Genomic DNA, 17,500 nt, shown 5'->3' with positions numbered 1-17,500 from the left:
GACGAGCACGGAGAAGTCGGCGAACGGGCCGGCGGAGGAGAACACCTTGCGGCCGGTCAGCCGCCAGCCGTCCCCGTCGGGGGTGGCGATGGTGCGCATCCGTCGTACGTCGGATCCCGCGTCCTCCTCGGTGAGCGAGAAGCAGCACGCCCGCTCGCCGCGCAGCACCGGCATCAGGTACTTCTCGAGCTGGTGGTCCGTGGCCACGCCGAAGATCGACCCGACGCGGAGCGGCCCGCCCATGTCACCGAGGACCGAGTGGGCGAGGATCCGGCCGCTGGCCCCCACCTCCTCCTTGAGGACGGCGAGTTCGGTGTAGGACAGGCCCTGACCGCCGAGGGCCGGCGGCAGATGGATTCCGTAGAACCCGAGTTCACGGCTGCGCCGCCACACCGGTTCGAGTTGCTCTCGGGTATAGCGGGTTTCCGGTCCCAGGCCGAGTCGTTGTTCGTACTCGGCGAGTTCGCCGTCGAGGTAGTCCCGCAGGCGCGGAACCAGCGTCGCGAGCCGCGGGTGGTCGTCGTAGGACGGGGTGAGGGTGAACGACATGGGGGTCCTTGTCAGTGAACGCGGCGCTCGGCGCCGGACCAGTAGGAGTCGCGCACGGCGCGGCGGTCGACCTTGCCGTTGCGGTTGACAGGAAGGGACTCGACGAAGTCCACCGAGCGCGGCTTCTTCATCCCGGCGAGCCGCTGGGCGCAGTGGTCGATCAGTGCGGCTTCCGTCGGCCCGGTGCCGGGGCGCGGCACGACGACGGCCTTCACGGCCTCGCCCCACCGCTCGTCGGGGACGCCGACGACGCAGACCTCGGACACGTCGGGGTGCTCGTACAGGGCAGCCTCGACCTCGCTGCAGTAGATGTTGAACCCGCCGGAGATGATCATGTCCTTCTTGCGGTCGACGATGAACAGATACCCGTCCTCCCGCAGGCGCCCGATGTCGCCCGTGTGGACCCACCCGTCGCGGAAGGTCTCCGCCGACAATTCCGGTTCGTGCCAGTACTCGCGCACGCAGTCCGGCCCGCGCACGACGATCTCGCCGAGTTCGCCTGCCGGCACGGGCCGGCCTTCGTCGTCGACCACCCGGACTTCGGTGTCGAACACCGCGCGTCCGCACGACAGCAGGAGCTCGGGGTCGGAGTCGATTCCTCGCTCCACGTCATCCGGAGTGAGAACTGTTACCCCACTGGTGGTTTCGGCCTGTCCGTAACCCTGGGCGACGACCGGTCCGAACAGGTCGACGGCGTCACGCAGGCGTTGCGGGGAGACGGGCGCGCCACCGATCCGCACGCATCTGAGGCTCGAGTAGTCGGTGGTGGTGGCCTCTGGGTGGTCGAGCACCAGGTTGAGCATGGTGGGCACCATGAACGTCGAGGTGATGCGCTCGGACTCGAGGGTGCGCAGGAACCGCCCGGTGTCCCAGTGCGGCAGGATCACGACGGTCGATCCGCGGGAGAGGGAGGCGAGCAGGCCCATGCCCGAGGCGTGGGTGATCGGGCCGGGTGCGAGGTAGCGCTCGCCGACACCGAGCGAGCTGTCCGGAGTCATCAGGCGCTTGCGCATGTTGGCCAGGCGGTTGCCGTGAGTCTGCACCGCGGCCTTGAGTTTTCCGGTCGAGCCGGAGGTGAAGTTCAGGACCGCGGGAACCTCGGGGTCGACCTCGATCGCCACCGGGCGATCGTCGCCCTCGGCCAGCAGGTCGCTGTAGCGCACCGCGCCGTCGCAGCTGTCGTCGTAGTCGACGACCGTGCAGTCCGCCCCCGTGTCGGCGACGATCTTCAGCGCGGCCTCGGCGTGCTCGGCGTCGACGAACAGCATGCGCACGGCCGCGTCCCGTAGGACGTGGGCGACCTCGGCGGCGCCGAGTCGCGCGTTGATCGGCACGCGGAGCAGTCCGGCCTTGCACAGGGCCATCTCGGTCTCCACCAGCTGCGGGCGGTTACCGGCGAAGGTGGCGACCGCCTGCGCCGGTTCGAGTCCGCGCCCGAGCAGTGCCGAGGCGAGCCGGTTGGTGGAGTCCTCCAGGCGGCGGTACGTCCAGCGCTCGTCGCCGCACACCACGGCTTCGTGGTCGGGCCAGTACGTACTGCTGCGGCTCAGATAGATGCCGAGGTTCATTTCCGCTCCTTCGCGGACAGAGTGACTGTTATTAGACACGATGTATTGAACTGGTGTCCGTGTCAAGACTTGCGCTAGCATGGGCGTCCTGGTACCGGGAAGGGAGCCGGCAATGGCAACGGAAGACCGCCGGGTGCGTCGCACCAAGCGACTGCTGCGCGATGCGCTCGTGACGCTCGTGCTCGAGCACGGCTACGGCGCCGTCACCGTCGAGGACATCGCCGAACGGGCCGACCTCAGCCGCGCCACCTTCTACGGGCACTACACCGACAAGGACGACCTGTTCGGGCGGATCGTCGCGGATCTGATCGCGGAGTTGAACGAACGCCTGCGCCCGCTCGTCACGGACTCGTCGGCCGGGTTCACCGGCAAGCCGGTCCTGGAGATGTTCCGCCACGCCGCCGAGGAACGCGACGTGTACCGGGTGATCCTGCGCGGGGAGGGCGACGGCCGTGCGCTGCGGGAGTTCATGGACGACCGCAGCGAGGTCGTCGCCCGGATCTTCCGCAAGCGCGCGGACGCCCACGGGGTGACCCCGCGCATCGACGTCGACGTTCTCGCCCGGGCCTGGGTCGGCGAGCAGATCTCCGTGCTGCGCTGGTGGATCGAGTCGGACCCGCCCGTGCTTCCCCTCGAGGACGTCACGGAAATGCTGCTGGAACTGTCCCTGCGCGGCCGGTACTGGGCGAACGGCTTCGACGGACCGCCGCCCGGGGCCGGATCCTGACGGTCGCCGATCAGCGCGGCGCGGCGGGCGACAGGCCGGCGAGTACGTACCGCCGCACGTAGCGCAGCACGGCGGCGGCGTCGTCGGGGTCGAGGGTGTTGCCCGGCACGGTGGCGAGGCTGATGAGCGAGCGCGCCACCCACTCGGCGGCCTCGACGGGATCGGCGTCGTCACGGACCTCCCCGCGTTCGATCGCCGCGACGACGAACTCGAGCCAGAACGCCGCGAGATCGGGAACCAGTTCGCGCACCCCCGCGCCGGCGCACGCCTCGAACTCCTCCGGCTCGGTGGCGCGCAGCCGGAGCGGCAGCGCGCCCGGGTCGTCGTAGGTAGCCCGGCCGATCCGGACGCCGGCCGCGAGCTGTTCGTCGAAGGAGCCGTACCCGGCGAGCGCCGCTCGGGCGTCGGCCCAGTACGCCTCGTCGAGCCGGACGATCACGCTGCCGACCAGGCTCGCCTTGTCCGGGAAGTGCCGGTACAGCCAGGCCCGGGACACGCCGGCCGCCTCGGCCACCTCGGCCATCGTGGTCGCCCGGATTCCCTTGGCGCGCAGCGAGTCCTCCGTCGCGGCGAGCAGTCGCTCGCGGACGCTTCCGGGTTTCGTCTCGATGGGCACGCGCTGTTCCTCTCGGCCGGCGGACCGCGCGGCCCGCGAGCCGACCCTACGCGCAGTAGACACTTTCCGGAATGTGTGTACACCCGCCATGAACATGTTCTACATTGTGGTCGTCGTCACCGGACGCGCTCGCGCCGGAGATCGGACCGGCCCACCGGATGGCCGGAACCTGCACACGAGGAGCTGCGACATGCCGGCACCGACCACCGCCGTCATCGGCGCGGGAATCAGCGGTCTGACCACGGGCAAGATGCTCGGGGACTACGGAGTGCCCTACACGTGCTTCGAGTCGTCGGACCGGATCGGCGGCAACTGGGCGTTCGGCAATCCCAACGGGCACAGCAGCGCCTACCGCTCGCTGCACATCGACACGTCCAAGCATCAGCTCTCGTTCAAGGACTTCCCGATGCCGGAGTCCTTCCCCGACTTCCCGCATCACACCCAGATCAAGCAGTACCTCGACGGATACGCCGCGGCGTTCGACCTCGAGTCGCGGATCGAGTTCCGCAACGGTGTCGTGCATGCCCGCCGGAACGCGGACGGCCGGTGGGAACTCGACACCGAGGACGGGCGTACCCGGTACTTCGACTTCCTCGTCGTGGCGAACGGTCACCACTGGGATCCACGGATCCCGGACTTTCCGGGCGAGTTCACGGGCATGTCCCTCCACTCGCACCGGTACGTCGATCCGCGCACGCCGATCGACTTCTCGGACAAGCACATTCTCGTCGTCGGGATCGGCAACAGTGCCGCCGACATCGCGGTGGAACTGTCGTCGAAGGCGCTCGGCAACGAGGTCACCCTGTCCACCCGCTCGAGCGCCTGGATCGTGCCGAAGTACATCGCGGGCCGTCCGGCCGACAAGTACTACCGGACCAGCCCCCACCTTCCGCTCTCCTGGCAGCGCAAGCTCGCCCAGCTCGGGCAGCCCGTCATCGCCGGGCGTCCCGAGCGGTACGGCCTGCCCACGCCCAACCACAAGTTCTTCGAGGCCCACCCCACCCAATCGGTGGAACTGCCGCTGCGCCTCGGTTCCGGCGACGTCGTCGCCAAGCCGAACATCCGCCTACTCGACGGCGCGACCGTGCACTTCGAGGACGGCACCTCGTCGGACTTCGACGTCGTCGTCTACGCCACCGGCTACAACATCACCTTCCCGTTCTTCGACGAGGATTTCGTCAGCGCGCCCGGTAACCACATCCCGCTCTACAAGCGGATCTTCAAGCCCGGCCTCGACAACCTCGCCTTCGTCGGGTTCGCACAGGCCACGCCTACCCTGTTCCCGTTCGTCGAATGCCAGGCCCGGCTCGTCGCAGCCCACGTGATCGGCCGGTACCGGCTGCCGTCGGTGGACGAGATGGAGCGGGTGATCGAAGCAGATCAGCGCAAGTACACCGGGCACATGCTCGACCGGCCCCGGCACACCCAGCAGGTCGACTACTTCCTCTACGAACACGACCTGCGGGTACACGAACTACCCGCCGGCAGGAAACGGGCGCTTGCGCACCGGTAGTCGCGTCCACCCGACCGACCTCCCCGAGAAGGTATCCGAATGACACACCGACACAAGACCTTCCGATCCGGTGACGCGCTCTGCGACGCCTGGCACTTCCCCGGGCAGGGCGAGGCGTTCGCCGGTGACGGCGGCCGCCCGGTCGTCGTGATGGCGCACGGGCTCGGCGGCACCAAGGATTCCGGTCTCCAGGCGTTCGCGGAGCGGCTCGCCGCGGCCGGTCTCGACGTCCTCGCCTTCGACTACCGGGGATTCGGCGCGTCCGGTGGTGCGCCGCGTCAACGGGTCGACCTGCGCGGCCAGGCGGACGACTACCGGGCCGCCCTGTGCGCCGCCGCCCGCCTCGACGGGGCCGACCCGAATCGCCTGATCCTGTGGGGTGTGTCGCTGGCGGGTGGACATGTGCTCTCGGTGGGGGCACACCGCCGGGACGTCGCGGCCGTCGTCGCCCTCACACCGCTGGTCGACGGCCCCGCCGCGGGTCTGCTGGCGGCGCGGCATCATTCGATGCCGTCGATGCTGCGGTCCACCGCGATCGGAACCCGCAGCCGAGTCGCGGCCCTGAGAGGCCTTCCCCCCGTGACGATTCCGATCGTGGGCCGCCCCGGCGAGACCGCGGCACTGACCCTGGACGGGTATTTCGAGGACTACACGGCACTCGCCGGCCCGACGTGGCGCAACGAGATCGACGCACGTGTCGCGCTCGAACTCGGTACCTACCGGCCGGGCAAGGACGCCGCCGGACTGCGGTGCCCGCTGCTCGTCCAGATCGCCGACTTCGACCGCAGTGCACCCCCGCACGCCGCCGCGGTCGCCGCCGCCCGGGGACGGGCCGAGGTCCGCCACTACCCGTGCGACCACTTCGACGTCTGGCCGGGGCGCGACTGGTTCGATGCCGCGGTCGCCCATCAGATCTCGTTCCTGTCCCGGCACCTCGGTGCCGGGAGCCCGCCCGCCGGGAGTCCCCGGCACGACGACACCGCCGGGAGTCCCCGGCACGACGACGCCGCCCCCACGACGACGAGGTAGACCGATGGCAGAGACCGTCCAGCAAGCCCTCCGTGAGCGATGCGACCAGGACACCACCGCAGTCGTGTACGGCGACAGGACATGGACGTGGCGCGAGCACCTCGGCCGCGCATCCGCCCAGGCCGCGGCCCTGCTGGGCGTGGCGGACCCGGACCGCCCGATGCACGTGGGCACCCTGCTCGGCAACACTCCCGACATGCTCGAGGCCATGGCGGCGGCCGGACTCGGCGGCTACGTCCTGTGCGGCATCAACACCACCCGCCGCGGCGACGGCCTGGCCCGCGACATCCGGCGCGCCGACTGCCAGATCGTCGTCACCGACCCGGAACACCGGCCCCTGCTGGCCGTGCTCGACCTGCCGGGGGTGCGGATCCTCGACACGTCGTCGCGGGAGTGGGCCGACCTGCTCGCCGGCGCCGGTGTCCTGCACCCGCACCGCGAGGTCGAGGCCATGGACACCTTCATGATGATCTTCACGTCGGGCACGAGCGGCGATCCCAAACCGGTCCGCGTCGCCCACCTGATGGTGCTGTTCGCGGGTCAGAACCTCATCGGTCGGTTCGGTATCGCCGACACCGACGTCTGCTACTTGTCGATGCCGCTGTTCCATTCCAACGCCGTCCTCGCCGGCTGGAGCGTGGGCATCGGCAGCGGCGCCGCCATGGTCCCGGCCGCCTTCTCGGCGTCCCGGTTCCTCGACGACATCCGACGCTGCGGCGCGACCTACATGAACTACGTCGGCAAGCCCCTCGCCTACGTGCTCGCGACCCCCGAGCGGCCCGACGACCGGGACAACCCGCTGCGCGTGGCATTCGGCAACGAGGCCACCGATCGCGACATCGAGGAGTTCGCACGCCGGTTCGACTGCACGGTATGGGACGGCTTCGGCTCCACCGAGAACGCCGTCATCGTCACCCGCGAGCCCGGCACCCCGCGCGGATCGATCGGCAAGGGCCTCGACGGCGTCGCCGTCTACAACTCCGCCACCGTCACCGAGTGCCCCGCCGCGGAGTTCGACGCCGCCGGTGCCCTGATCAACGCGGACGAGGCGATCGGCGAACTGGTCAACACCCACGGCGCCGGGTTCTTCTCCGGGTACTACAACGACCAGGAGGCCACCGACGAGCGATTCCGCCACGGCATGTTCTGGTCCGGCGACCTCGCGTACAAGGACGCCGACGGGTGGATCTACCTGGCCGGCCGCACCGCGGACTGGATGCGCGTCGACGGCGAGAACCTCGCCACCGCTCCCATCGAACGGATCCTGCAGCGCCTGCCCGCCCTGAACCGCGTCGCCGTCTACGCGGTGCCGGACGATCACGTCGGCGACCAGGTGATGGCCGCGATGGTTCTGCAGGACGACGCCGAACTGACCCCCGAGATGTTCGAGGAGTTCCTCGCCGCCCAGCCGGACCTGTCGCCGAAGGCGTGGCCCCGCTACGTGCGCATCGCTGCCGACCTGCCCGGTACCGCTACGAACAAGATCCTCAAACGCGAACTGGTGCAACAGGGCCCGACTCCCGGCGGCGGCGTGCTGTGGTCCCGCCGCGACCGTCGCGCGACGGGCACGACATCGGGGGAGGAGGGCGGCTACGTCGTGACCGGGTGATCCGGGGGAGAGGCCGCGCGTTCGAGTCTCGCTGAGCGGGACTCCGGCGAGGGCGTCGCAGGTGCGCTCCTAGCATCCGCGTCATGACCGCAACCACCGTCGCCGCCTCCGACGTGCACGCGCTGCTCGAACGCCGGCAGCAGTACTCGCGTGACCACCTCGAGGAGTGGATGCGGCCCGAGGAACGCTCGGTGTTCTCCCCGTACGACCGGCTCGGCGCCACCGCCCAGGGCTTCACCGGCAGGCACGAGGGCAGGAACCCGCGCGGAATCGTCGTCTTCTGACCGCGACGAGAGGTCTCGCCATGGAGAGGGTGGCGTCGTTGCCGGCGGACACGCAACTGGGCCGGGTGGCCGAGCGGGTACGCCGGATCGAGGCGCTGGGGTACGACACCGTGCACGTGTCGGAAACGGTGCGGGACCCGTTCACCGTGTGCGCGCTGGCGCTGGAACACACGTCGCGGCTGACGGTGCGCACCAGCATGGTCGTGGCCTTCGCCCGGAGCCCGATGGTGACCGCGTATTCCGCGTGGGAGCTCGCCCGCTTCTCCGGGGGCCGCTTCCAGCTCGGTCTCGCGACGCAGGTCCGCGGCAACATCGTCGGCCGGTTCTCGATGCCGTGGAGCGATCCCGCCGCCCAGCTGCGCGACTACCTCGACTCCCTGCGGGCGATCTTCGGCTCGTTCGCCACCGGAGAGCCTCTGTCGCACAGCGGCACGCACTACACATTCGACCGGTTGCAGCCGTACTTCCGACCCGGCCCCGTCCATGTCCCGGCGCCGCAACTGTGGACCGGTGGCGTCAACCGGCGGATGTGTGTGCTCGCCGGTGAGTGCTCCGACGGATTCGTCACGCACCCGACGAACTCGCACCCCACGTTCCTGCGCGAACACATCCTGCCCGCACTGCGCGAGGGCGCCGAACGCCGTGGCCGGCGCGACGGCGGCCCCCGCGTCGTGGTGGTTCCCAAGGCGATCACCGGCCGCGACGACCGCGTCGTCGCGGCCGCGCGCGAGGCGGCCCGCTCCGAATTCGCGTTCCTGTACTCGACACCCGCCTACCGCGGAACGCTGGCGGCGCTCGGTCTCACCGAATTCGGTGAGCGGCTGACCAGGCTGGCGCGGGAACAGCGTTGGAACGAGATGACGGAGACGGTGAGCGACGACGTCCTGCGCACCCTCGTCCCGCACGGCACCTACGCCCAGCTGCCGGCCGTCCTCGAATCCTGGTACGGCGGCACGTGCGACGGGTTGTCGATCGACCCGCCCGAGGACCCGGCCGACGACGACGAATTCGCGGCCCTGCTCGACCGCATCCGGGCGATCCCGGTGCGGCCGGTGCGGTGAGGACCGCGGCGCCCGACGGGTCGCCTCGTCAGGCCGGTCCGCCTGCGGCCTCGCCGTTGCGCTCGGCACGACGCCCGACCTTCTCCGCCTCGGACAGATCCTCCAACCGCTCGGCGCGGGCACGCTTGTCGGCTGCCTCGCCCCGTTTGTCGGCGGCGTCCTTCAGCTGCGCCTCGGCCGGGGCGGCGGCGGCCTGCTCGGCGGCCCTGATCTGCTCCTGTTCCTTCCGCCGGGCCGATTCGACCGCCTGCGTGCGCTGTGCCGCCTCGGCGTCGGCCTGCCGTTTCGCCGCCTCGGCGCGTTGCTCGGCCTCCCGTGCGGCGGTGCGCTTGCGCTCCTCCTCACGGGCCCGGGCCTGCGCCACCTCACGCTGCCTCGCCTCGTGGGCCTCCGACTGCTGCGCCCGCGCCTGCTCGCGCTCGGCGCGCAGCGCGGCGTCGGCCTCCTGCTCCTTGCGGGCGGCCTCCTCCTCGAGGGCGCTCGCCCGGGCGAACGCGTCGGTGCGCTCGGTCATCGCGGCGCCGCGCTGCTGCACGTCGCGGGCGCCGAGCACGGTTCCCACGGTCCCGTCGAGCAGGCCGAGGCCCCGCTCGTACATCAGTCGTGGGGGTGCGTCGGGCGGGAACCGCGAGAACACCTGCTGCTCGATCATCTGCAGCGGGAATCGGAAGATCTGGTACTGAAGGCGCAACACGGCCAGGGGCACGGTGGTGATGTTCATGTCGTCTCCGCTTCGTCGGGTATGAGAGGTCAGGGCGTTTCGGCGTCGTCGCCGAGGCTCTCGGCCTTCTGCCGGGCCCGCGCGGCCTCGGCGCGCGCCTCGGCGGCCTCGTCCATCGCCTCCCGGTGTTCCTCGGTGGCATCGATCGCGTCGGCGGTGGCCTCGGCCACCCGGGCGCGCTCGGCGGACTGCGCGCGCGCCGTCTCGACGCGGGCGTCGCGTTCGGCTTCGAGCCGCCCGGCCGCGGCCCGGTGCTGCGCCTGCTGCTCGGCGACCAGATGCTCGCTCTGCTGCCGGCGGCGCACGTCCTGCTCCGCGGCCGCGGCCTCCTGCCGGACCGTCGCTCGTTCCTGCGCGCCCCGCTCGTGGATCGACCCGAGTTCGTCCGCAGCCTCCTCGGTCTCCGCCCGCGCGACGGCTTCGGCGGTGTTCGCCTCCTTGCGTGCGTGGGCCTCGGCCTGCTGGAGCTGGCCCTCGGCGGTGAGCGAGTCGTTGCCGGTCACCGCGCCCGCGACTTCCTTCGCCTTGCCCTTGATGGAATCCAGCAAGCCCTCGCGGGCTTCCGCGGACGTGCCCTCTTCGTCCATGACGTCCTGCTCCTCGGTGGTAGGGACTGTCTGTGCGGGGTTGTCCGCTACCCGGGGGTAACCCGAAATGGCCCGCGTCAATCACGCAGGTGGATTTTCGGAGTGCGGATCGGGCCCGGCCGCCTGCGCTCCGGCGGACAATGAGGCGCGAGGATCCGGCTCAGGGGGAGGCGACGTCGATGACCGGGAACGACGGCTCGGCTCCGGACGGGACGTATCGACGGGTGCTTCCGGAGGCCGGAGCGCACGTCGGCGGCGGCCGCTACCGGCTGGTGGAGCGGCACGGCACCGTGGGCGGCCTGCAGTGCTGGCGGGGGCGCGACACGGCCATGAACCGGACCGTCGCGCTGACCCTCGTGCCTCGCCCCGCCCCGGATGCCGGCTTCTTCCCGGGGCTGTGCGTGCGGACCGCCTCGGCGGCCTTCGAGCGGGCAGGGGCCGCGGCCCGGGTCTTCGACGTCGTCGGCGACACCGACCACTGCGTGGTGGTGGCCGAGTGGACGCGGGGCCGGTCGCTGCGCGACGTCGCCGCCGACCGTCCGGACCCGGCCGCGGCCGCACGGATGACGCTTCGCCTGGCCGAGACGGTGCGCGCCGCGCACCGGCAGTCCACGGTCCTGTGCCTGGACGATCCGGTCCGCGTCCGGGTCGGCGAGTGCGGTACCGCCGTCCTCGCCTTCCCCGCGATCCTGTCCGGTGCGGACGAGACGACCGACGTCGCCGGGCTCGGCGCGGTGCTGCGCTGCCTGCTCGGCGCCGGCGAGGCGCGCCCCGGCGCAGAGCCGATGCGGCAGCTCGCCGACGAGGCTTTGGGCGGACATGTTTGTACCGCAACCGATTTCGTCGACCGTCTGGATCGGATGCTCCCGCGTGGCGACGTGCGGTTCCGGGGCGCGGAACGCACGGCCGAAGCCGTACGCCGCCAAACCCCTTCGCCGGCACCGGAACGGTTCCCGGCGCATCGGCCGCCCGCGACCCCTCCCCGGCGCATCGCGGTCGTGCCTGCCTCGGCTGCAATGGTTCTGGTGGCGTGCCTCGCCGCGGTCGGCTGGGTCGCCGGCACCGCCCTGAGTGGCCCGGGTGGCGATTCCGTGGTGACGGCACCGACGCTGCCCGCAGTCGCCGTCGTGGCGCCGACGATCGGTGCCGGGGCGGCGCCGATCAGCGCCCCCCTCGTTCCGCTGTCCGTGCGCGCCCAGTCGCGGGACGGGACTACCGACAATGCGGTGACGGCGGACCTTGCGGCGGACGCCAACCCGAACACGGCCTGGAGCACCGACCTGTATCCACGGCCGGTCCCGGCCGGCCGGAGCGGCGTGGGCCTGACGATCGCCTTCCCGCGGCCGGTCCGGCTCGGCGAGGTCCGGATCGACAGCCTCAGTGCCGGTTCGCGTGTCGAGATCCGAACCGCGCCCCGCGGTGGCGGCCCGCACCCCGCGGCGCAGACGATCGGCGGCGCTGTCCTCGTCTCCGGCGTGACCCGCATACCGGTGGCGGCGACGGCGGCACCGATGTCGGAGGTGCTCGTCTGGATCACGGAGCTGGCGTCGGTCGGGCCCGGCCGCTTCCGGACGTCGCTGTCCGAGGTGGGATTCAGCGGAGACGCCGGACCGTGATCGTCCGCTGGCACCTCGTCAGTCGTACGCGCGGACGTGGCGGACGACCACCCGCGGACCGTACCGTGCGCGCGCACGGGCCAGTGCCTCCGACCGCACCTGCTCCTCGGTCACTCCCGTGGGCAGGGACAGGATCAAGCTCTCCGTGCGGTGGTCCGGGTCGGCGGGATCCTCGACCAGGCACATCCAATCGAACGTTCCACCGGCGCGTCTGCGGGCCAATTCGATCCGGGCCGCCTCGACAGGCCCGCACCCCACGGCGGCATCGTGCGTCGTGCTCTGGTCCACGAGCCGCACGAGATGCTCGGTGGACCACCGGTGCACACCGCTGTTCAGCCGAACAGGATCCATCGCGTCACCGCCTCCCCGCGGCACATCCCCGGACCCTTCGCTTCGGGCGTCGAGTCCGGTGCGGGAGCTCTCCGGTGATTCTTCCACCTGTGCGGCCGGACGAGAAGGCCGGTTGCGGCGTATCCGCCGAGCGGACCGGCCGGGTGCCGGGCGTGGCGCCGGAGCACCCCGTCGGCCACGATGACTTCACACCCCGCACGTCGAATCGAAGGACGGTCCCGCAATGAGCACCCCCGAGCTGGCCCGGCACGCCTCGCGGTTGCGGGCCGATCTGCACGTGTTCGATCGACGTATCAAGGAACTGAGCGAAGAGTTCGGGCGGATCGATCGCCATTCCCACGGAGACTCCGCCGAGGCCGCGCTCCTCGAGATCCTCGACCTCCTCGCCGACGCGCGCCTGGATCTGCGCAGCGTCGACAAACATCTGGAGACGGCGGTCCGGCACGCCGAGAACCTGCACTGATCGCCGCGAGGGCACACCCGCTCCGACGTCGGTGGCAGTTCATTCCATAATTCCATAGAATGTCGTAGTGACGTTGCCGCGTCTCCCGCCGGGAAGGCCCGGCGCGCGGCGACCCTGATCCCACACGTCCCCGGAGGGCGGCTCATGAACAGCCCCACGCGCCCCACCACCCCGTCCGGCGAACGGATCGGACTCGGCCTGCGCCGCAACGCCGCCCAGTTCACGCTGCTGGTGGTGGTCAACGCCCTCGTCGGCGGCATGCTCGGCCAGGAACGCACCGTGCTGCCGCTGCTCGCCGAGGAGGAATTCGGCATCCGCGCCTACACCGCCGGCCTGTCGTTCATCCTCGTCTTCGGCCTGTCGAAGGCGATCACCAACTATTTCGCGGGCACCTTCTCCGACCGGTACGGGCGCAAACCGGTGCTCGTGGCCGGCTGGCTGGTCGCAGTCCCGGTGCCGCTGCTGCTCATCTGGGCTCCGTCGTGGGGCTGGGTGATCTTCGCCAACGTGCTGCTCGGCATCAGCCAGGGACTGACCTGGTCCACCACGGTGGTGATGAAGATCGACCTGGTCGGCCCGGCCCGCCGGGGGCTCGCGATGGGACTGAACGAGGCCGCGGGGTATGCCGCCGTCGCCGCGACCGCGCTGGCCACCGGCTACCTGGCCGAGGCCTACGGTCTGCGGCCGGCGCCGTTCCTGCTCGGCATCGCCTTCGCGGCCCTCGGCCTGGGACTGTCCACCCTCGCCGTGAAGGAGACCCGCGAACACGCGCGCCTCGAAGCCGTCGGCCACGTGGCCCGCGCCGACGGACGCCACGACCACCTGCACGACAAGCTCACCGACCGGCAGGTGTTCGTCCAGACCAGCTTCAAGGAACCGGCACTGTCGTCCGCCAGCCAGGCCGGCCTGGTCAACAACCTCAACGACGGCCTCGCCTGGGGCCTGTTCCCGATCCTGTTCGCCGCGGCCGGCCTCTCGGTCGGCCGGATCGGCGTCCTCGCCGCGCTGTACCCGGCCGTGTGGGGAGTGGGCCAGCTGGTCACCGGCGCGCTGTCGGACCGGTGGGGCCGCAAGTGGATGATCGTCGCCGGCATGTGGCTGCAGGCCCTCGCCCTGGCCGTGATCGCCGTCTCGGATGCGTTCCTGCCGTGGGCGATCGCCGCGGTGGCGCTCGGCGCCGGCACCGCGCTGGTCTACCCGACCCTGCTCGCCTCGATCGGCGACGTCGCCCACCCCGCCTGGCGGGCACGGTCCGTGGGCGTGTACCGGCTCTGGCGCGACGGCGGATTCGCCGCCGGCGCCCTGCTGGCCGGTATCGTCGCCGACGCGTTCGGCGTCCACGCCGCCGTGTGGGTCGTGGCCGCGCTGACCGCCCTGTCCGGGCTGATCGTCGCGGTGCGCATGTACGAGACCCACCCCCGACCTGCCCGCGTCGCACAGGAGGACCCCGCCCATGGCTGACCGAGCCGCCAAGGACGCCCTCTTCGGGGAGTTCGCCGCCGTCGGCAAGGTGCTCGGCAACCCCGCGCGCCTGGAACTGCTCGACCTGCTCGCGCAGGGCCCGCGCAGCGTGGACGAGCTCGCCGCCGCCGCCGGGCTCGGGGTGAGCACCTGCTCGGCGCACCTGCAGACGCTGCGCGCGGCCGGGCTGGTGCAGTCCCGCCGCGACGGCAAGCGGATCTTCTACTCGCTCGCCGGGGACGACGTGGCCGTCCTGTGGGACACCCTGCGCCGCGTCGCCCAGCGGCACCGCCCGCACACCGAGCTCGCCCGTCGCGCGTATCTCGGCCCGGACGACACCACGGCCGTCGGCACCGAGGAACTGCTGCACCGCCTCGAGACCGGCGAGGTGGTCCTGCTCGACGTGCGCCCCGAGGCCGAATACGCCGCCGGGCACCTGCCCGGCGCGCTGCACGTGCCACTCGACGAGCTGACCGAGCGGCTCGCGGACCTGCCGGCGGGCCGCGAGATCGTCGCCTACTGCCGCGGCCGGTACTGCGTGCTCGCCCACGACGCCGTCCGGCTGCTGCGCACCCACGGCGTGCCCGCCCGGCGAGCCGCCGACGGTGTGCTCGAGTGGCGACTCGCCGGCCTGCCCGTCGACTCCGACGTCGCCTGACCGCCTCCGCGACGTTCGCGTCCGGTTCAGTTCCGGGTCACGCGCCGGCCACCGAACCGGGCTTTCCGGTACCTACGGTCCGAAGGACTCGACCGGATCGATGGAGGTATCGAAACAGTGACGACGGCACCACTGAATCGCCGCGGGTTCCTCGGACGCACCGCGCTGGCCGGACTCGGCGTGGCCCTCGCCGGCAGCGTCGAGGCGATCGTCCGCCCCGGACTTGCGTCCGCCGTGCCCGGCACGGCGATCGGCTACGGCCCGCTCGTTCCGGATCCCAACCGCATTCTCGCCCTGCCCGTGGGCTTTTCGTACACCGTGGTGTCGCGCTCCGGGGAGACGACCCTCGACGACGGCACGCCCGTCCCCAGCGATCCCGACGCCAACGGCGTGTTCGCGCACGGCAACGGTTCCACGATCGTGACCAACCACGAGATCGGCAAGGACGAGCCGTTCGGCGTGCCCGTCGTCGACGGCCTGACCTACGACCCCGGCGCCCGAGGCGGCACCACCACCGTCACGGTGGGGCCGAACGGGCAGCGCACGGGCCAGTACGTCAGCCTGGCCGGCACCGTGAACAACTGCGCCGGCGGAATCACCCCGTGGGGCACGTGGCTGACGTGCGAGGAAACCGAGGCACGCGCCGGCTCCAAGGGATTCACGCTCGACCACGGTTACGTCTTCGAGGTCGACCCCGCGAGCCAGGCAGCCAACCGCGGCAGGAGCCCGGTGCCGCTGAAGTTCCTCGGCCGGTACGCGCACGAGGCCGTCGCCGTGGACCCGGCATCGAGCGCGATCTACCTCACCGAGGACGCCGACGAGCCCAACGGCCTGTTCTTCCGGTGGACGCCGCCGCAGGGTTTCCGCGGCGGGCCGGGCGCCCTGCGTGAACTCGCCGTGTCGCCGGGCGGCGACACGGCGGGCAGCCTGCAGGCGATGAAGTGCCTCGACGGCGGCACGCACGTGCCCGACCTGTCGCAGGCCACCGAGCCGGGCGTGCGCTACGCGGTGGAGTGGGTCGACGTCCCCGACCGCGACGCCGCCACCACGCCGGTGCGCGCACAGTTCGCCGCCGACGAGGTCACCCGCAGCCGCAAGCTCGAGGGCCAGTGGTGGGGCGACGGCGGCGCCTACTTCGTCGCCAGCTACGCCCGCACCGGCGACGGCAGCGTCGCCGAGCACGACGGCCAGGTGTGGTTCTACGATCCGGCCTCACAGACGGTCACGCTGAAGACGCTGTTCGGGGTCAACCCCGACCCGTCCGTCGACACCGGCAACTACGACGGTCCCGACAACATCACCGTCTCGCCGTACGGCGGCGTGATCCTCGCCGAGGACGGCGACGGCATCAGCCACCTCATCGGCGTCACCGCCGAGGGACAGCCGTTCGCCATCGCCCGCAACGAACTCAACGACAGCGAGTTCTGCGGACCGGCGTTCAGTGCCGACGGCAAGACCCTGTTCGTCAACATCCAGTCGCCCGGGCTGGTCCTTGCCATTACCGGGCCGTGGCGTCGTCCGATCAACTGATCGCACGGCCCGCGCGGCGCCGCGGGCCGTGCGTGTCAGGCGGACCAGGACCGCCAGCGCAGATCGGCGATCCGGAGCACCGGCCCGGCCGGGCGGGCGGCCCGGTACTGCGCGTACTTGACGGCGAGCGCATCGAGACCGGCCGTGCCGACCGCGGAGCGCGGGTCGTGGACGGTGGCGGTGCCGTCGAGGCGGACCCACCACAGGTGCGTCCAGTCCTCCTCGTAGTGGTCGACGAGCACGGTGACGTGCGGGTTGCCCTCGATGTTGCGCAGGCGCCGCAGCCGGCGCGTCGTCTTCGGTTTGTCGTCGACGCAGGTGTAGAGGACGTCGCCGGCGAGCGCGAACACGATCGGGACGAGGTGCGGGCGCCCGTCGGGCCCGGCGGTGGCGAGCCGTGCGACGCGGGCGGCGGTGACGAGAGCGCGTGCGTCCACACCCCCCCACGGTAGGCGCCCGCCGGTCGTCACCTTCTCGGTCCGGGGATCCGCCTGTCGGGGCCGAACCGCGAGCCCGCGAGGCCCGGCGGCGCCGGCCGCCAGTTGTACTGGTTCTGCGGCGGCGGGGATTCCAGGTCGGCCCAGGCTTCCCGCGCCCAGGACTCGGCCTCCGGTCCCGGGCCGAAATCGATGCCCAGCGACGGGTCGTGGGTGCAGATCACCCAACGGTGACCGTCGGGAGTCTCGTGGATGCGGTAGTGCCGTGCCGTCGTGGGGTCGGGGAGAGGTGCCATGGGGACCGGGTTCCCCGCGGCGCGGCGAATCATGTCGGGCGCATTCCTCAGGTGCTGCCGAGGCGCTGCGGCCGGGCCGTGTCCGCTTCCGCCCGAAGCACATCGAGGACGACGTCGCCGTCGACGGTCTCCTCCTCGACGAGGATCGCGGCCAGCCGGTCCAGCGCCGTCCGATGCTGCGTCAGGAGCGCGACCGCCCGTTCCTCGGCGGCCCGCAGCAGCCGGGCGACCTCGCGGTCCACGAGCTGCTGGGTGTGTTCCGAGTAGGGCCGCACGAGGCTCCGGTCGCTGGTGTCGGCATGGAGGTAGTTGGGATCGCCGGAGCCGTACCCCACCGGGCCGAACGCTTCGGACAGCCCGAATTCCCGCACCATGCGCACGGCGATCCGGGTCGCGCCGCTCAGATCGTCGGCGGCGCCGGTCG

19 protein-coding genes and 1 pseudogene are annotated in these 17,500 nt (G+C 71.5%); 11 read left to right on the top strand and 9 right to left on the bottom strand.

All coding sequences use genetic code 11. The features are described from left to right. Together CQZ88_RS31860 and CQZ88_RS25310 are read right to left on the bottom strand one after the other, a co-directional pair. A partial coding sequence (locus CQZ88_RS31860) for an acyl-CoA dehydrogenase family protein (RefSeq protein WP_258008784.1) occupies positions 1 to 549 on the bottom strand: 549 nt, incomplete at its 3' end. A gap of 11 nt (positions 550 to 560) precedes the next feature. Beyond that, positions 561 to 2,117, bottom strand: coding sequence for a long-chain fatty acid--CoA ligase (locus CQZ88_RS25310; protein ID WP_102800471.1), 1,557 nt, complete (start codon positions 2,115 to 2,117; stop codon positions 561 to 563). Positions 2,118 to 2,229: 112 nt separating this feature from the next. Here CQZ88_RS25310 and CQZ88_RS25305 point away from each other — a divergent pair, with 112 nt between their 5' ends. After that, positions 2,230 to 2,844 carry a TetR/AcrR family transcriptional regulator gene (locus CQZ88_RS25305; protein WP_102800470.1) on the top strand — a complete coding sequence of 205 codons (615 nt, stop codon included), beginning with the start codon at positions 2,230 to 2,232 and terminating at the stop codon, positions 2,842 to 2,844. Between the two features lie 10 nt (positions 2,845 to 2,854). Here the strand turns inward: CQZ88_RS25305 and CQZ88_RS25300 are convergent, their stop codons facing one another. Next, positions 2,855 to 3,460, bottom strand: a complete 606-nt coding sequence (locus CQZ88_RS25300; protein WP_006935252.1) for a TetR/AcrR family transcriptional regulator — start codon at positions 3,458 to 3,460, stop codon at positions 2,855 to 2,857. Positions 3,461 to 3,650: 190 nt separating this feature from the next. Here CQZ88_RS25300 and CQZ88_RS25295 point away from each other — a divergent pair, with 190 nt between their 5' ends. The 5 genes from CQZ88_RS25295 to CQZ88_RS25275 all read left to right on the top strand — a co-directional run bounded on the left by CQZ88_RS25295 (position 3,651) and on the right by CQZ88_RS25275 (position 8,956). Next, positions 3,651 to 4,973 (top strand): NAD(P)/FAD-dependent oxidoreductase, encoded by a 1,323-nt coding sequence (locus CQZ88_RS25295; protein WP_102800497.1) that lies wholly within the window; start codon positions 3,651 to 3,653, stop codon positions 4,971 to 4,973. A gap of 39 nt (positions 4,974 to 5,012) precedes the next feature. After that, positions 5,013 to 6,002, top strand: a complete 990-nt coding sequence (locus CQZ88_RS25290) for an alpha/beta hydrolase (protein WP_102800469.1) — start codon at positions 5,013 to 5,015, stop codon at positions 6,000 to 6,002. 4 nt (positions 6,003 to 6,006) lie between these two features. After that, a complete protein-coding gene (fadD1, locus tag CQZ88_RS25285) occupies positions 6,007 to 7,611 on the top strand; it encodes a fatty-acid--CoA ligase FadD1 (RefSeq protein ID WP_065922120.1) in 1,605 nt (534 codons plus the stop codon). 83 nt (positions 7,612 to 7,694) lie between these two features. Further along, positions 7,695 to 7,895 (top strand): hypothetical protein, encoded by a 201-nt coding sequence (locus CQZ88_RS25280; RefSeq protein ID WP_006939743.1) that lies wholly within the window; start codon positions 7,695 to 7,697, stop codon positions 7,893 to 7,895. 20 nt (positions 7,896 to 7,915) lie between these two features. Beyond that, positions 7,916 to 8,956, top strand: coding sequence for a TIGR03617 family F420-dependent LLM class oxidoreductase (locus CQZ88_RS25275; protein WP_006939746.1), 1,041 nt, complete (start codon positions 7,916 to 7,918; stop codon positions 8,954 to 8,956). Between the two features lie 28 nt (positions 8,957 to 8,984). Here the strand turns inward: CQZ88_RS25275 and CQZ88_RS25270 are convergent, their stop codons facing one another. Together CQZ88_RS25270 and CQZ88_RS25265 are read right to left on the bottom strand one after the other, a co-directional pair. Further along, positions 8,985 to 9,677, bottom strand: a complete 693-nt coding sequence (locus CQZ88_RS25270) for a hypothetical protein (RefSeq protein WP_006939747.1) — start codon at positions 9,675 to 9,677, stop codon at positions 8,985 to 8,987. A 29-nt stretch (positions 9,678 to 9,706) separates the two neighbouring features. Continuing rightward, positions 9,707 to 10,264, bottom strand: a complete 558-nt coding sequence (locus tag CQZ88_RS25265) for a CsbD family protein (RefSeq protein ID WP_006939749.1) — start codon at positions 10,262 to 10,264, stop codon at positions 9,707 to 9,709. Between the two features lie 179 nt (positions 10,265 to 10,443). Between CQZ88_RS25265 and CQZ88_RS25260 the strand changes: the two genes are divergently transcribed. Further along, a complete protein-coding gene (locus CQZ88_RS25260) occupies positions 10,444 to 11,880 on the top strand; it encodes a hypothetical protein (RefSeq protein ID WP_043798476.1) in 1,437 nt (478 codons plus the stop codon). Positions 11,881 to 11,898: 18 nt separating this feature from the next. On the opposite strand, the gene CQZ88_RS25255 is transcribed toward CQZ88_RS25260, so the two are convergent. Beyond that, on the bottom strand, positions 11,899 to 12,231 hold the full coding sequence (locus CQZ88_RS25255; RefSeq protein WP_029545834.1) for a hypothetical protein: 333 nt from the start codon (positions 12,229 to 12,231) through the stop codon (positions 11,899 to 11,901). Between the two features lie 223 nt (positions 12,232 to 12,454). Between CQZ88_RS25255 and CQZ88_RS25250 the strand changes: the two genes are divergently transcribed. The 4 genes from CQZ88_RS25250 to CQZ88_RS25235 all read left to right on the top strand — a co-directional run bounded on the left by CQZ88_RS25250 (position 12,455) and on the right by CQZ88_RS25235 (position 16,343). Next, positions 12,455 to 12,694, top strand: coding sequence for a hypothetical protein (locus CQZ88_RS25250; RefSeq protein ID WP_006939756.1), 240 nt, complete (start codon positions 12,455 to 12,457; stop codon positions 12,692 to 12,694). A gap of 144 nt (positions 12,695 to 12,838) precedes the next feature. Beyond that, a complete protein-coding gene (locus CQZ88_RS25245) occupies positions 12,839 to 14,155 on the top strand; it encodes an MFS transporter (protein WP_006939757.1) in 1,317 nt (438 codons plus the stop codon). Continuing rightward, on the top strand, positions 14,148 to 14,813 hold the full coding sequence (locus CQZ88_RS25240) for a metalloregulator ArsR/SmtB family transcription factor (RefSeq protein WP_006939758.1): 666 nt from the start codon (positions 14,148 to 14,150) through the stop codon (positions 14,811 to 14,813). The genes CQZ88_RS25245 and CQZ88_RS25240 overlap by 8 nt, the downstream gene beginning before the upstream one ends. Positions 14,814 to 14,930: 117 nt before the next feature. Then, positions 14,931 to 16,343 carry an alkaline phosphatase PhoX gene (locus tag CQZ88_RS25235; RefSeq protein ID WP_102800468.1) on the top strand — a complete coding sequence of 471 codons (1,413 nt, stop codon included), beginning with the start codon at positions 14,931 to 14,933 and terminating at the stop codon, positions 16,341 to 16,343. Positions 16,344 to 16,378: 35 nt separating this feature from the next. Here CQZ88_RS25235 and CQZ88_RS25230 read toward each other — a convergent pair whose 3' ends face one another. The 3 genes and pseudogenes from CQZ88_RS25230 to CQZ88_RS31855 form a co-directional block, all read right to left on the bottom strand. Then, positions 16,379 to 16,780, bottom strand: coding sequence for a TIGR03668 family PPOX class F420-dependent oxidoreductase (locus tag CQZ88_RS25230; protein WP_050035835.1), 402 nt, complete (start codon positions 16,778 to 16,780; stop codon positions 16,379 to 16,381). Positions 16,781 to 16,809: 29 nt separating this feature from the next. Continuing rightward, positions 16,810 to 17,076, bottom strand: coding sequence for a hypothetical protein (locus tag CQZ88_RS25225; protein WP_029545826.1), 267 nt, complete (start codon positions 17,074 to 17,076; stop codon positions 16,810 to 16,812). Between the two features lie 47 nt (positions 17,077 to 17,123). Next, positions 17,124 to 17,500 (bottom strand): annotated as a pseudogene (locus CQZ88_RS31855) (cell division protein FtsH); the annotation flags it as partial.

It is taken from the genome of Rhodococcus sp. ENV425, assembly GCF_002887785.1.
In the GTDB taxonomy this organism is placed as follows: Bacteria; Actinomycetota; Actinomycetes; order Mycobacteriales; family Mycobacteriaceae; genus Rhodococcus; species Rhodococcus aetherivorans.
Note: the sequence above shows the minus strand (reverse complement) of the source record. Positions and strands in the feature narration are given on the sequence as shown.

Coding starts and splice junctions, on each gene's coding strand:
- CQZ88_RS25310 (WP_102800471.1), bottom strand. CDS start 2,117: ATGAACCTCGGCATCTATCTGAGCCGCAGCAGTACGTACTGGCCCGAC.
- CQZ88_RS25305 (WP_102800470.1), top strand. CDS start 2,230: ATGGCAACGGAAGACCGCCGGGTGCGTCGCACCAAGCGACTGCTGCGC.
- CQZ88_RS25295 (WP_102800497.1), top strand. CDS start 3,651: ATGCCGGCACCGACCACCGCCGTCATCGGCGCGGGAATCAGCGGTCTG.
- CQZ88_RS25290 (WP_102800469.1), top strand. CDS start 5,013: ATGACACACCGACACAAGACCTTCCGATCCGGTGACGCGCTCTGCGAC.
- fadD1 (WP_065922120.1), top strand. CDS start 6,007: ATGGCAGAGACCGTCCAGCAAGCCCTCCGTGAGCGATGCGACCAGGAC.
- CQZ88_RS25280 (WP_006939743.1), top strand. CDS start 7,695: ATGACCGCAACCACCGTCGCCGCCTCCGACGTGCACGCGCTGCTCGAA.
- CQZ88_RS25275 (WP_006939746.1), top strand. CDS start 7,916: ATGGAGAGGGTGGCGTCGTTGCCGGCGGACACGCAACTGGGCCGGGTG.
- CQZ88_RS25270 (WP_006939747.1), bottom strand. CDS start 9,677: ATGAACATCACCACCGTGCCCCTGGCCGTGTTGCGCCTTCAGTACCAG.
- CQZ88_RS25265 (WP_006939749.1), bottom strand. CDS start 10,264: ATGGACGAAGAGGGCACGTCCGCGGAAGCCCGCGAGGGCTTGCTGGAT.
- CQZ88_RS25260 (WP_043798476.1), top strand. CDS start 10,444: ATGACCGGGAACGACGGCTCGGCTCCGGACGGGACGTATCGACGGGTG.
- CQZ88_RS25255 (WP_029545834.1), bottom strand. CDS start 12,231: ATGGATCCTGTTCGGCTGAACAGCGGTGTGCACCGGTGGTCCACCGAG.
- CQZ88_RS25250 (WP_006939756.1), top strand. CDS start 12,455: ATGAGCACCCCCGAGCTGGCCCGGCACGCCTCGCGGTTGCGGGCCGAT.
- CQZ88_RS25245 (WP_006939757.1), top strand. CDS start 12,839: ATGAACAGCCCCACGCGCCCCACCACCCCGTCCGGCGAACGGATCGGA.
- CQZ88_RS25240 (WP_006939758.1), top strand. CDS start 14,148: ATGGCTGACCGAGCCGCCAAGGACGCCCTCTTCGGGGAGTTCGCCGCC.
- CQZ88_RS25225 (WP_029545826.1), bottom strand. CDS start 17,076: ATGGCACCTCTCCCCGACCCCACGACGGCACGGCACTACCGCATCCAC.